This window comes from Microbacterium natoriense (genome assembly GCF_030816295.1).
GTDB classification, from domain to species: Bacteria; Actinomycetota; Actinomycetes; order Actinomycetales; family Microbacteriaceae; genus Microbacterium; species Microbacterium natoriense_A.
This window is the reverse complement of record NZ_JAUSXV010000001.1, coordinates 1,192,292-1,204,790: the sequence shown is the minus strand read 5'-3', so window position 1 is coordinate 1,204,790 and position 12,499 is coordinate 1,192,292. Positions and strand designations below refer to the sequence as shown.

Sequence of the window (12,499 nt, the reverse complement as noted above, 5' to 3'; positions counted from 1 at the left end):
CGCGTGCGCGGAAGGTGTGTGCGTCAGGCGTCGTCGCCGAGCAGCTGGCGCGCGGCCGCGAGGGTGAGCCGCTCGAGATCGGCGCCGGGCAGCGCCCCGGAGAGCATCAGGTCGGCCAGTCCGTGCACGAGCGCCCAGGACGCCTGTCGGGCGTCCTCCCTTCCGATGCGGATGCGGTCGTCCGGCACGGAATCGAATCCCGCCTGCAGCAGACCGGCCGCACGCGCCTGAGCCTCGTGCAGCACGGCATCGTCGGGGTCGAGCAGCGAGGGTCGGAACATGACGGCGAAGTGCCCCGGGTGCGCGGTGGCGAACTCGACGTAGGCGACGGCCGTGCGGGCGAAGTCGCGCGCGTCGACCGACGGCTGCAGCGCATCGCCGAGCAGCTCGAACCCCTCGGCGGCGAGCGCCGTGAACAGACCCCGCCGGTCGCCGAAGTGGTGAGCGGGGGCGGCGTGCGACACCCCGGCCCGTCGCGCCAGATCGCGAAGCGACAGCGCCTCGGGCCCCTCGTCCGCGACGATCTCCGCGGCGACGCGCAGCGCCTGGGCCCTCAGGCTCCCGTGGTGATAGCGATCGGCCATTCCCTTACTCTACCCACTATCTAGTCATTGACAAGTTCTCCATGGCAGGTCTAACTTGTCATTGACTAGATCGGAGACTCCATGGCCCCCTTCCTCGCACTGGTGGCGGTGACGCTCACGTGCCGCCTGCTGGGCGCACTCGGCGTCGGCTACGTGCAGACCTGGCCCGACGCTCTCGCGGTCGGGCTCGCCGCGATGTTCCTGCTGACCGCGAGCGCGCACTTCCTGCAGCCGCGGCGCGACGGTCTCATCGCCATCGTGCCGGCCCGGCTGCCCCAGCCCGGCCTGATCATCACGGCCACCGGCATCCTCGAGATCCTCGGTGCGGTCGGCCTGCTGATCCCCAGCACAGCGGCGCCCGGCATCCGGACGGCTGCGGCAGTCTGCCTCGCCGCGCTCATGATCGCGATGTTCCCCGCCAACGTGCGCGCAGCGACCGGGCAGCGGCATCCCGCGGCGCCGCACACGCCGCTCGTGCCCCGCACGCTGCTGCAGATCGTGTTCATCGCGAGCGCCGTGTTCGTCGCCGTCGCCGCCTGAGCGGCGACCCGATGCTCTGCTCAGCGAGCGGCGGGGGCGGACGCCGTGAACACGATGCGGCCACCGACACGCGCGGCGAAGCATCCGGGCAGCCCGATGGGCCCCTGACCGGACCAGTCCGTGACGAGTCGCGCGACTTCGAGCGTCTGCAGACGGGTCAGACTCGCTCCGAACTCGCTGCCGACGACGAGGCGGATGATGCGGTTGCGCAACGCCGCCGGGTTCGCCGCGAGCGCTGCGACGCTCACCGAGATTCCCGCCTCGGCGTGCTCGACGATGTCCTCGATCGTCTCGTGGATCATCTCATCGAACGCCTCTGCGTCTTCGCGCAGCTGCTCGGCTGTGCGCGCGAGCGCCTCTGCGATGCCCGGTCCGAGTTCGGCCTCGAGCACGGGCAGCACGCGTTCGCGGACGCGCACGCGAGCGAAGCGGTCGTCGACGTTGTGCGGGTCGTCCCAGAATTCCAGATCGGATGCCGCACAGAACGCCCGCGTCGCCTCGCGTCGCACACCGAGAAGAGGGCGCAGCCAGCGGATGCCGTCGTCGTCATCGCGCACAGGCGCCATGCCCTGCAGGCTCGCCGCTCCGGAGCCTCGCGCGAGGCCGAGCAGCACGGTCTCAGCCTGATCGTCGAGGGTGTGGCCCAGCAGCACCGCGGCCGCGCGGGTATCCAGGGCGGCATCTCGCAGCACCCCGTAGCGCGCCTCGCGGGCGGCGTTCTCCGGACCGCCTTCACCTCCGACCGCGACCTTCACGATCAGCGGATCGATGCCGAGACCGGCTGCGATCTGACCGGCGCGCACGGCGACGCCATCCGACCCGTCCTGCAGTGCATGATCGACCGTCACCGATGCGACGCGCAGACCCCGCTTCGGGGCCTCGAAGGCGACGGCTGCGGCGAGTGCGAGCGAGTCGGCACCGCCCGACAGCGCGACGATCACAGTCGCCCCCTCGGGGAGGTCGGCGAGCGAGGTGCGAACGGCGAGGCGGATCTCTGCGATGGCGGGTGAGAGCGACGGCACCCCTCAACGGTAGATCACACGCCCGCCCCCGCGCGCCCGGCTCGGGCGGAGTTCGTGCGAACACTAGTCTGGCGCCGTGACAGATCGCACCAGCACCCAGTCGTATCGAACCGAGCGGTTCAAGGCCTTCGTCGACGCGGTCGTCGCGATCGCGATGACGCTGCTGATCCTGCCCCTCATGGAGTCGGTGTCCGACGCAGGGGCGGCGAAGCTGACCACCTTCGAGTTCCTCGCGGAGCACACCGGTCAGCTGATGAGCTTCCTGCTGAGCTTCTTCCTCATCGCGAACTTCTGGATGGGCCACCATCGGCAGTACGACGAAGTCACCGCGATCACCCGGCCGCTGCTGCTGTGCAACGTGCTCTGGATGGCGACGATCGTCTGGCTGCCCGTCCCCACGGCCATGCTCGGGCAGATGGACACCGACCCCCTCCAGCAGGTGGTCTACATCGGCACGCTCATCCTCACGTCCGTGGCGACGCTCATCGCGCGGGCATATCTGCTGCGGCATCCCGAATTGACCACGGCCTCCGCCGACCGCATCCGCCACGGCGCGGCCGCCGACGTGGCGACGATCGTGCTGTTCGCGATCGCCCTCGGCCTGGGCATCGCGATCGGCCCGGTGGGGTACTTCGCATTGCTGCTGCTGCTGTTCACCGGCCCGCTGGCACGGTTGGTCCTGCGCCTGTGGCGTCGGCAGGCTGATGTCGGGTAAGACCGGCGACAGATCACGCACGGTTGCTTCCGCGCCGGGGAACCGGCGGAATCAGCGTGCCGACCAGCCGCCGTCCATCGTGTAGCTGGCCCCCGTCACCATGGCCGCCTCATCGCTCGCCAGCCAGGCGACCAGCGAGGCCACTTCCTCCGGCTCGATCAGTCGCTTGATGGCGCTCTCGGTGAGCATGATCTTCGCCAGCACGTCGGCCTCGGGGATGCCGTGCACCCGCGCCTGGTCGGTCAGCTGCTTCTCGACCAGGGGTGTGCGCACGTAGCCGGGGTTCACGCAGTTGCTGGTGACTCCGTGCGACCCGCCCTCGAGGGCGGTGACCTTCGACAGCCCCTCGAGTCCGTGCTTCGCGGCGACGTAGGCCGCCTTGAAGGGCGAGGCCCGCAGGCCGTGCACAGAGGAGACGTTCACGATCCGGCCGAAACCGCGCGCGTACATCCCCGGCAGTGCGGCTCTGACCAGCAGGAACGGCGCCTCCAGCATGAGCGCCATGATCTGCCGGAACTGCGCGGGGTCGAAGTCCTCGATCGGACTGACGTGCTGGATGCCCGCGTTGTTCACGAGGATGTCCGCTTCGGCGAGCGCCTCAGCCAGCCGGTCATCGGCCACGGATGCCGGGTCGAGGAGGTCGACGGTCCACGCCGTACCTCCCACCTCCGCCGCCGCGGCCTCGCAGGCGTCTCTGTCTCTGTCGGCGACGACGACGTGCGCGCCGCGGGCGGCCAGCGCCCGGACGACCGCCAAGCCGATGCCGCTCGCGCCGCCCGTCACCACCGCCCGACGGCCTGACAGGGCTGCGGCGTCCGTCGTCGGTGCGTGCAGGTCGATCATGAGGTCTCCTAGGGAGGGGGCGGGGATGGATGCCGGGCGGGGCGGTCGCTCAGCCGCCGACCCGCGCCGTGGTGAGGCCGTGGCGGCGGGCGTCGGCATCGTCGATGTCGTGCAGGGAGACTCCTCGCGTCTCCTTCAACGTGATCACCGCGACGGCGGTGACGGCGCAGGCCAGAGCGACGTAGACGGCCACCGGGAAGCCGGAACCGTACTGCTGCAGCAGCGCGGTCGCGATGATGGGCGCCAGGGAGCCGGCGATGATCGAGGTGACCTGATAGCCGAGCGAGACGCCCGAGTAGCGCATGCGGGTCGGGAACATCTCGGCCATGATCGCCGGCTGGCCCGCGTACATCAGAGCATGGAAGCACAGTCCGATCGTGACGGCGGCGATGATGACGATCGGGGTCTCCGTGTCGAACATCGGGAAGGCGAAGAACGCCCAGCTGGCTCCGAGCACGGCGCCGGCGAGGTAGACCGGCTTGCGCCCGACGGCATCCGACAGCCGGCCCACCTGCGGGATCACGAGGAAGTGGACGGCGTGCGCGACCAGCAGTGCGAGCAGCAGCTGGCTCGTGTCGTAGGCGTGCACGGTCTTCAGGTAGACGATCGAGAACGACACGATGATGTAATACAGGATGTTCTCCGCGAAGCGGAGCCCCATCGCGCCGAGGATGCCCTTCGGGTACTTGCGCACGACCTCCAGCACGCCGTAGCTGACGGCCTTCTCGGCCTCGACCTGCGCACGGGCCTCGAGGAAGATCGGAGCCTCGCTCACGTGGGTGCGGATGTAGTAGCCGATGATGACCACGATCGCGGAGACCCAGAACGCGACGCGCCACCCCCAGCCCAGGAACTGGTCGGACGGCAGTATCCAGGACATGCCGAGAAGAACGAGCGTGGCGAGCAGGTTCCCGACGGGCACGGCCGCCTGCGGCCAGCTCGACCAGAACCCGCGGGACTTCGACGGGCTGTGCTCAGCGACCAGCAGCACCGCGCCGCCCCACTCGCCGCCGACGGCGAAGCCCTGGACGAAGCGGAGGAGCACGAGCAGCACCGGCGCCCAGTATCCGATCGCGGTGAAGCCCGGAAGGCACCCCATCAGGAACGTGGCGACGCCGACGAGGATGATGGTGATCTGCAGCGTGTGCTTGCGGCCCAGCTTGTCGCCGATCTGGCCGAAGACGATGCCGCCGAGCGGGCGCGCGATGAAGCCCACGGCGTAGGTGAGGAAGGCGGCGATGATGCCGTCGAGCTCGGTGCCGGCATTCGGGAAGAAGTAGCTGCCGAAGACGAGCGAGGCCGCGGTGGCGTAGAGGAAGAACTCGTACCACTCGACCACCGTGCCGACCATCGAGGCCGCCACGATCTTCTTCAGCCCGGACGTCTCGGTCTCGGGCTTCACCTGCCTGCTGACGCTCATCAGTGCACTCCTTCGTGTTCTGGTTCGTTCCGGGTTCCGGCCCTGAGTCGACATCGTGCTCGGTGAGGCCTGAGCCAGTATGGGCATCCGCGCACCTGTGCAACAATGACCAGTCCAGCAGATGATGAGTGCAGAATTGCAGATATGACCCCTATCGCTGGCTCGTCCGCCCCGAACCCGCACGATCTCCTCATCCTGCTCGCGGTCGCGCGAACGGGCAGGTTCACGACGGCCGGCGAGAGCCTCGGTCTGAACCACACCACCGTCTCGCGGCGGATCGCGGCGCTCGACGCCGACCTCGGGGGACGCACGCTGGCGCGTACCGCGGGCGGCTGGGAGCTCACCGAACTGGGCCGTCGCGCGATGCGCGCCGCGGAGGACGTGGAGACCGCGGTGGGCGCGATCCACGGGAGCGAAGAGCAGAGCGATCAGGTCAGCGGCGTCGTGCGCATCTCGGCGACCGACGGATTCAGCGCCTTCGTGATCGCTCCCGCCGTCGCGCAGCTGCGGCGACGGCATCCGAAGCTCAGCGTCGAGATCGTGAACGTGACCCGCCGTGCCCTGCAGCATCGTTCGGGTCTCGACCTCGAGGTCGTCGTCGGACAGCCCCAGGTGCACCGGGCGGAGGCGATCCGACTGGGCGACTACACCCTCGGCATGTACGCGTCTCGCGACTATCTCGACGAGTTCGGCGCGCCCACGGGGATCGCCGAGCTGAGCGCGCATCCGCTCGTGTACTTCGTGGACTCGATGCTGCAGGTCGACGATCTCGACGCGCCTCGGCGGCTGGTGCCAGGGATGCTCGACTCGCTCAGCTCCACGAACGTGTTCGTGCACGTCGAGGCGACTCGCTCGGGCGCAGGGATCGGATTCCTGCCGTGCTTCCTCGCCGACCGGCATGCGGATCTCGTGCGACTGCTCCCCGAGGAGTTCGCCGAGCGCCTGCCGTACTGGATGGTGCTGCGCCCGGATTCCCTGCGTCAGCCCGCCGTGGCCGCTGTTGCGGACGCACTGCGCCGGCGCACCGCCGCCGTGCAGGACGCCCTGCGGGGAATCGAGCCGCGCGGAGGCGCCCGGCTGGACGACTCGGGTACTGCCTCGCCGCCCGAGTAGGCTGGTCGGCGGCATCCGACCGAAGTTTTCGGCATCCATCCGATATCAAGGAGCACACGCATGGGCGCACACGACGCCGTCATCGAGATCCCGCGCGGCAGCCGCGTGAAGTACGAGGTCGACCACGAGACCGGACGAGTGCACCTCGACCGCGTTCTCTACACGACCTTCGGCTACCCGGCCGACTACGGCTACTTCGACAACACGCTCGGCGAGGACGGCGACCCGCTCGACGTGCTCGTGCTCCTCGACCAGGCCATCTACCCCGGCGTCGTCGTCGAGGTGCGCCCGGTCGCCGTTCTGAAGATGAGTGACGAGGCCGGCGGAGACGACAAGCTCGTGGCCGTCCTGTCGAAGGACCCGCGGTGGGCCCACATCCAGGACATCGGCGATGTCGCCGAGTACACGAAGAAGGAGATCGAGCACTTCTTCGAGCACTACAAGGACCTCGAGCCCAACAAGTGGGTCAAGGTCGACGCGTGGGGCGACGCCGCCGAGGCGCAGCGCATCCTCGACGAGGCGATCGTCCGCTTCCAGGAGCAGGGCCACTGACGTCATCCGTCACTGACGACGAATCCCCCGGTCGCATCGCGGCCGGGGGATTCTCTTCGTTCGGGGGCTCTGACGAGCGGATGCTCAGACCGAGATGCCTCGCGCCGCGAGGAAGTCGATCGGGTTCGTCGTCTTGCCGTTGATGTAGACCTCGAAGTGCAGATGGCAGCCGTTGGACGACCCGGTCGTTCCGGCGTATGCGATGACCTGACCGGCACTCACCGACTGGCCGTTGCTCACCGCGAAGCCGCCAGGGCGGATGTGCCCGTACCCGGTGCCCACGCCACCACCGTGATCGATCTTGATGTAGTTGCCGTAGCCGGAGTGCAGGCTTCCGTTGATGCCTGCATACACGACGCGGCCCGAATTCGCGGCGTAGATCGCCGCCCCGCAGCCGTTGGCGAGGTCGACGCCGTAGTGGAAGGTGGAGCACCCGCTGCACGGTGCCGGGCGAGGGCCGTAGCCGGAGCTGCGATGGCCGCCCTGCGGGCGCACCCACCCGTCGCGTCCGACTGTGCCGCCTCCGCCACCGCCGCCGCCTCCGCCACCGTTGTTCGCTGCGGCGGCAGCAGCGGCAGCAGCCTCGGCTGCCCTGCGCTGCTCTTCGGCGACGCGCACGCCCTCTCGGTAGCCGGCGACCGTGGTCGCTGTGGCATCCTTCAGGGCGGCGAGCTGGGCCTGCATGGTGGCGAGGTTGGCGGTCTGCTCGGCGAGAGCAGCCTGCGCCGCATCCGCGGCAGCCTGCGCCTCGATCATCTTCTGCTCGGCGATCTTCTGCAGACGGTCGCGTTCGGTCTTGGCGACGACGGCCTGATCGCTCAGCGACTGCGCGGCGTCGCGCGAGGCGGTGGCCGTGTCGTAGATCTTCTGCGTATACGCGTAGACCTTGTCCATCGTGCCGAGACGCGAGAGCAGTTCGTCGGCGTTCTCGGATGAGCCCGAGAAGAACAGTTCGAGAGAGGCGTCGTCGCCACCGTCACGGTAGAGCTGAGTGGCGACCTGGGCGGCTTTGCGCTCGGCCTCGTCAGCAGTCGCCGCCTGGACGTCGGCCTTGGACTGCAGCATGTCGGCCCTGGCCGCGGCGTCGAAGAACGCCTGCTGCGCCTCGTAGAACGCCTGACCAGCCGCTTCCGATGCGGCCTGCGTCTCGGCGACCTTCTGGGTCAGACTGTCGATGAGGCCCTGAATGCGAGTGACCTCGGAGGCCTTGGCCGACTCGTTGGCCATGGCGTTCTGCACGTCGTCCCAGCTGGGGTACGACGCGGCGTATGCGGCGGAGACCCCGCTCGTCACGCCGAAAGCGCTGAGGGCCACGGCACTGAGCGCGCCGAGACCGAGGGCGTGACGGCGGCTGAGCGAACCGTTCTTCCAGAAGGCGCGACTCTCAGCAGGAGTGGGTGCGCATCCGCAGTCTTCGGATGCCGCCTCCGCGCTCTCTGCGATGGATGACTTGTCGTTCACACGGCCCCTTCCGCCGGTTTCACTCATGCCACACTAACAACAACTTTCACATCCGCAACAGGCTCTGCGATGCATCCGTGGGCACGGTGAACAGCACCCATGGTCCTCCGAAACACGCCCGGGCGTAAGCAGACTCGCCCTCGATTCGCGATTTGGTCAAAACATCCCTTATGCTTGAGCGTCGGCAAGGAAGTCCCCCGGGACTGACTCGGCCCCATCGTTTAGCGGCCTAGGACGCCGCCCTTTCACGGCGGTAGCACGGGTTCGAATCCCGTTGGGGTCACTCCATCCGATACAATTGAAAACAAGTATGGCCCTGTAGCGCAGTTGGTTAGCGTGCCGCCCTGTCACGGCGGAGGTCGCGGGTTCAAGTCCCGTCAGGGTCGCTCTGAGCGATGGGTCCTTTTTTCGGAGAGGGCCTTTCGTCTAGATGCGGCAGGTTCGCCGGTCGCACGGCTCTGTAGCTCAGTTGGTAGAGCGCACGACTGAAAATCGTGAGGTCACGGGATCGACGCCCGTCGGAGCCACACGGACCGTCGTTACAACGGTCCCAGAAACCCTCGCCTAGCTTCTACATGGCGGGGGTTTTGCTTTGCCCTGGCGAGACCCGGCCACGACCCCGGTCGTTGAGCGAGCGAAGCGAGACGCAACGCGCTCCCTCCCGGTCGTTGAGCGAGCGAAGCGAGACGAAGCGCGCAGACGCCGAAGCTCACGCCGCCCCTTCCCTCAGCACCTCCGGCCCCTGGCCCATACTGGTTGCATGGGTGCAGTCGCGCAGTACGCCGTCGATCTCCTCGATGCCGCTCGGGCGCCGGGTCTCCTCTCGGCCGCAGCCCGGCGCCGTGGAGCCGCGCGCCCGTGACCACTCTGTACGTCGGGAACGACCCGAGCCGGATCCCGATCGCGGTCGCGTTGACGCAGGCCGTTCCCGGCGATGTCATCTCGCTCGCCCCTGGCATCTACTCGATCGGCTCAGTCACGCTGAACGGCGTGACGATCACGGGTGAGGGCGGAGCCGAGGCGACGACGGTGATCGGCACGATCGCGCCCCATGGGAACTGCAGCGTCGCCTCGCTGACGCTCACCGCGCAACCCCGGGGCAGCGCGGTCGCCATGGTGCACGGTGCTGACGCGTATCTCAGCATCACCGACTGCCGCATCGCGGGCGACTCCACCGCGAGCACGCTCACCGTGGGAGTCGACCGCGGCACGCTGGTTCTCAACAGAGTCGTCATCGCGGACGATGCCGATCTCACCACCGTCAAGATCGCAGCCGGCGCGCGCCTTCATGCCACCGCCTCACGACTCGGTGGACTCGAGGTGAACGGAGGCTCGGCTGACCTCATCGGCTGCGCCGCTCATCTGGTGCTGGCGCGAGACGGGGCGCAGGTCCGCGGATACTCCCCTCTGGACCTCACACCGGTACCGGGAAAGCGGGCGCTGCGATCACTCAGCGGAGCGACTCTCGACCTGGAGTGCGTCCGCCTCAACGGAGATCAGGCGTTCGAGGCGCAGGCCAACGCGGCTGTGCTGCGCATCGCGCAGCTCGAATCTCCGAAGGGCGCACCGCTCCGAGTGGTCGCCGAGGCGGAGGCCGAAATCCACTGCGACAGCCCGCTGGCCGAGATCGTGCGGGCGACGCCGGTGCCCCGGAAGCCACCGAGGGCGAGAGCCGGGTCCGGCCCTCAGCGCGTGCTCTGGCCCGCGCATCAGGGCCGCAGTTTCGCGACCGACGTGCAGTCGCGGCTCAAGCCCGGCGACACGCTCGTGCTCGAAGAGGGCGAGTACTCGTTCGATGATCTGGCGAACGGCGACTTTTCGTGCGAGGTGAATCTCGACGGTGAGGGCCGACGCGACCGCATCGTGCTGCGCGTCCGCCTGACCCTTCCGCCCGGATCCCACGTGACCCTCACCAACCTCACGATCGAGCATCCGATCACGACCAACGCCGTGTACGTGTCGGCCGGCGCCGATCTCTCGATGCACGGCGTCACGATACGCAGCGACGCCGCGGCCGAGCTCCCCGCGCTGTACGCGCAGGGAGCCGTCACCGCGACCGCCTGCGAGCTGCGCGCCGGTGCAGCGGAGACGAGGGCCACCGTCACGCTCGCGGGCGGTGGCCGTCTCTCGGCCCTCATGTGCGAGCTCGGGTGGGCGGACTTCGCCGGCTCCTGCGTCGTCTCCCTCGAGTCGTGCTCGCTGTTCCGGCTCGCGACTCGAGAGCAGGCGCGCGTGACATCCGCGGGCCGGCTCACGGTGCATCCGAACGCACGCAATCAGTGCTCCGTGACCGCCAAGGGGCAGGCGTCCATCGACATCGATGTGCTCGACTGCCCGCCAGGTGACGAACTGAACATCCAAGATCAGTCGTCGCTCGCCATCGCCTCCTTCGCCTCCGGACGGATGCCGACGATCACGCGCGGCGGGGCCGCGCAGATGTCGCAGGGTGCCGCAGGCGGGTATCGCGAGGGCTCCCGTGGTGGCATGGTCACGTCTTCGCTTCCGGGACGAACCGCCGTCGCGGAGGAGCAGCACTCCGACGGGTCCGACGTCACGGGCGTGCGCGAGGACTCGCTGACAGCGCTGAACCACCTGGTCGGGCTCCGCACGGTGAAGGAGCAGGCTGGTCAGTTCGTGAAGAACGCGGTCATCAACCGCGAACGGTCGCAGCTCGGGCTGAAGTCCATGCAGCTGACGCTGCACAGTCTGTTCCTCGGCAATCCGGGCACCGGCAAGACCACCGTGGCACGGCTCCTCGGCAAGGCCCTTTTCGCAGAGGGCGTGGTCTCCTCCGATGTGTTCGTCGAGGTCGGACGCACCGATCTCGTCGGCACGCACATCGGAGATTCGGCGCCGATGACCGAGAAGGTGCTCGACAGCGCCCGCGGCGGCATCCTCTTCATCGACGAGGCCTACACCCTCGCACAGGGAGTCGACGAGGACTACGGCCAGGAGGTGATCGACACGATCATCGCCTATATGGAGAACCATCGGGACGACCTCATGATCATCTTCGCCGGATACACCGACAAGATGCAGCGGCTGCTCGAGATGAACGCCGGCCTGCAGTCGCGGACTCCCAATCGTTTCGATTTCGAGGACTACACAGGCGAGGAGCTCGCCACCATCGGCGTGAACGCCCTCCGCGACACGGACTACGAACTCGAGGACGAAGAGTTGTACCGCCGCATCCTCAGTCGCGGCTACACCCAGAGCGCCGACCGCAGCAACGCTCGCTGGGTGCGCAATTTCAATCAGGAGCTCATCAGCCGACAGGCCGATCGGGTGCACGAACTCCGCACCCGGAGCATCGCCGACTACCGACTGATCGCCGACGATGACCTCTACGCGGTCGCTGGTGTGGAGATGGATGCCGAGGGCGGCTCGGCCGCGGTGGCCGCTCTGCTCGCCGAGCTCGACGGCATGGTCGGTCTCGCCGAGGTCAAGGCCTGGGTCGCGAAGCTCGTCAACCGTGTGAAAGCCGATCAGCGCCGCATCCAGGCCGACGCCACCGTCTCGCGCCCCACTTATCACGTCACCTTCACCGGCAGCCCCGGCACGGGCAAGACCACGGTCGCCCGCATCGTCGCCCAGCTCTTCCACGAGCTCGGCGTGCTGTCCAAGCCGACCGTCAAAGAGGTGAATCGCGCGGCTCTCGTCGGCCCTTATGTCGGCCAGAGCGAGCAGCGCACATCGCTCGCGATCGACGAGGCGATGGGCGGCGTGATGTTCATCGACGAGGCATACGATCTCTTCCGCGATGGCGGCGACTCCGCCGACTACGGCCAGGCCGTGATCGCGACGCTGCTTCCGCGCCTCGAGAACGACCGCGACAAGTTCGTCGCGATCCTGGCCGGGTACGCGGCCGAGATGGACGTCTTCTTCTCCGCGAACCCCGGGCTCCGCTCCCGTGTGCCGCACACCGTGCGCTTCGCCGACTACTCCCCCGAGGAGGTCGCCGAGATCGTGGTGCGGATCATCACGAGCACCTGGACGGTCGACACGGCTCGGCTCACCGCACTGATCGCCGGGGTCTATCGCGCTCTTCCCGAGAAAGAACGGGCGAACGGCCGGAGCGCGCGCATCCTCGCAGAAGAGCTCGAGGGCCTGCAGGCGGATCACATCGCGATGGACGACGTGCCAGATGCCGAGCTCCACGTCATCCCGGCAACCGTGCTCGAGGCGTTCGCCCGCGCGCACGGCGTCGCTCAGGTCTGACGCGCTGCCCGCATCCCGGCCTCCCGTTCCG

General features: G+C 68.4%; 10 protein-coding genes and 3 tRNA genes. 8 read left to right on the top strand and 5 right to left on the bottom strand.

The window, feature by feature from the left end; all coding sequences use genetic code 11:
• Nucleotides 1-23 precede the first annotated feature (23 nt).
• Nucleotides 24-584, bottom strand: coding sequence for a TetR/AcrR family transcriptional regulator (locus tag QFZ53_RS05510; protein WP_307294386.1), 561 nt, complete (start codon nt 582-584; stop codon nt 24-26).
• Between the two features lie 81 nt (nt 585-665).
• Between QFZ53_RS05510 and QFZ53_RS05505 the strand changes: the two genes are divergently transcribed.
• Entirely contained in the window at nt 666-1,124 is a 459-nt protein-coding gene (locus QFZ53_RS05505) for a DoxX family protein (RefSeq protein ID WP_307294383.1), read from the top strand.
• Nucleotides 1,125-1,144: 20 nt separating this feature from the next.
• Here the strand turns inward: QFZ53_RS05505 and tilS are convergent, their stop codons facing one another.
• A complete protein-coding gene (gene tilS / locus QFZ53_RS05500) occupies nt 1,145-2,146 on the bottom strand; it encodes a tRNA lysidine(34) synthetase TilS (protein ID WP_307294381.1) in 1,002 nt (333 codons plus the stop codon).
• Between the two features lie 76 nt (nt 2,147-2,222).
• On the opposite strand from tilS, the gene QFZ53_RS05495 reads away from it, so the two are divergent.
• Nucleotides 2,223-2,861, top strand: coding sequence for a TMEM175 family protein (locus tag QFZ53_RS05495; RefSeq protein WP_292907415.1), 639 nt, complete (start codon nt 2,223-2,225; stop codon nt 2,859-2,861).
• Nucleotides 2,862-2,912: 51 nt separating this feature from the next.
• Here the strand turns inward: QFZ53_RS05495 and QFZ53_RS05490 are convergent, their stop codons facing one another.
• Together QFZ53_RS05490 and QFZ53_RS05485 are read right to left on the bottom strand one after the other, a co-directional pair.
• Entirely contained in the window at nt 2,913-3,704 is a 792-nt protein-coding gene (locus tag QFZ53_RS05490; RefSeq protein ID WP_307294377.1) for a 3-hydroxybutyrate dehydrogenase, read from the bottom strand.
• Nucleotides 3,705-3,753: 49 nt separating this feature from the next.
• Nucleotides 3,754-5,124: an MFS transporter gene (locus tag QFZ53_RS05485; RefSeq protein ID WP_307294375.1), complete on the bottom strand. Its 1,371-nt coding sequence runs from the start codon at nt 5,122-5,124 to the stop codon at nt 3,754-3,756.
• 144 nt (nt 5,125-5,268) lie between these two features.
• On the opposite strand from QFZ53_RS05485, the gene QFZ53_RS05480 reads away from it, so the two are divergent.
• Entirely contained in the window at nt 5,269-6,237 is a 969-nt protein-coding gene (locus QFZ53_RS05480) for a LysR family transcriptional regulator (RefSeq protein WP_307294373.1), read from the top strand.
• A gap of 60 nt (nt 6,238-6,297) precedes the next feature.
• Nucleotides 6,298-6,789, top strand: coding sequence for an inorganic diphosphatase (locus tag QFZ53_RS05475; protein WP_045257580.1), 492 nt, complete (start codon nt 6,298-6,300; stop codon nt 6,787-6,789).
• A gap of 84 nt (nt 6,790-6,873) precedes the next feature.
• Here QFZ53_RS05475 and QFZ53_RS05470 read toward each other — a convergent pair whose 3' ends face one another.
• Nucleotides 6,874-8,250, bottom strand: a complete 1,377-nt coding sequence (locus tag QFZ53_RS05470) for a peptidoglycan DD-metalloendopeptidase family protein (protein WP_307294371.1) — start codon at nt 8,248-8,250, stop codon at nt 6,874-6,876.
• Between the two features lie 210 nt (nt 8,251-8,460).
• On the opposite strand from QFZ53_RS05470, the gene QFZ53_RS05465 reads away from it, so the two are divergent.
• From QFZ53_RS05465 to QFZ53_RS05450, 4 genes are all read left to right on the top strand, one after another.
• Nucleotides 8,461-8,533: transfer RNA gene (locus QFZ53_RS05465), tRNA-Glu, on the top strand.
• A 29-nt stretch (nt 8,534-8,562) separates the two neighbouring features.
• Nucleotides 8,563-8,636: transfer RNA gene (locus QFZ53_RS05460), tRNA-Asp, on the top strand.
• 68 nt (nt 8,637-8,704) lie between these two features.
• A tRNA-Phe gene (locus tag QFZ53_RS05455) sits at nt 8,705-8,777 on the top strand.
• Between the two features lie 331 nt (nt 8,778-9,108).
• The gene (locus QFZ53_RS05450) at nt 9,109-12,468 is read left to right on the top strand and encodes an AAA family ATPase (RefSeq protein WP_307294369.1); all 3,360 of its coding nucleotides are present in this window, start codon (nt 9,109-9,111) and stop codon (nt 12,466-12,468) included.
• Nucleotides 12,469-12,499 lie beyond the last annotated feature (31 nt).

Coding starts and splice junctions, on each gene's coding strand:
- QFZ53_RS05510 (WP_307294386.1), bottom strand. CDS start 584: ATGGCCGATCGCTATCACCACGGGAGCCTGAGGGCCCAGGCGCTGCGC.
- QFZ53_RS05505 (WP_307294383.1), top strand. CDS start 666: ATGGCCCCCTTCCTCGCACTGGTGGCGGTGACGCTCACGTGCCGCCTG.
- QFZ53_RS05490 (WP_307294377.1), bottom strand. CDS start 3,704: ATGATCGACCTGCACGCACCGACGACGGACGCCGCAGCCCTGTCAGGC.
- QFZ53_RS05485 (WP_307294375.1), bottom strand. CDS start 5,124: ATGAGCGTCAGCAGGCAGGTGAAGCCCGAGACCGAGACGTCCGGGCTG.
- QFZ53_RS05480 (WP_307294373.1), top strand. CDS start 5,269: ATGACCCCTATCGCTGGCTCGTCCGCCCCGAACCCGCACGATCTCCTC.
- QFZ53_RS05475 (WP_045257580.1), top strand. CDS start 6,298: ATGGGCGCACACGACGCCGTCATCGAGATCCCGCGCGGCAGCCGCGTG.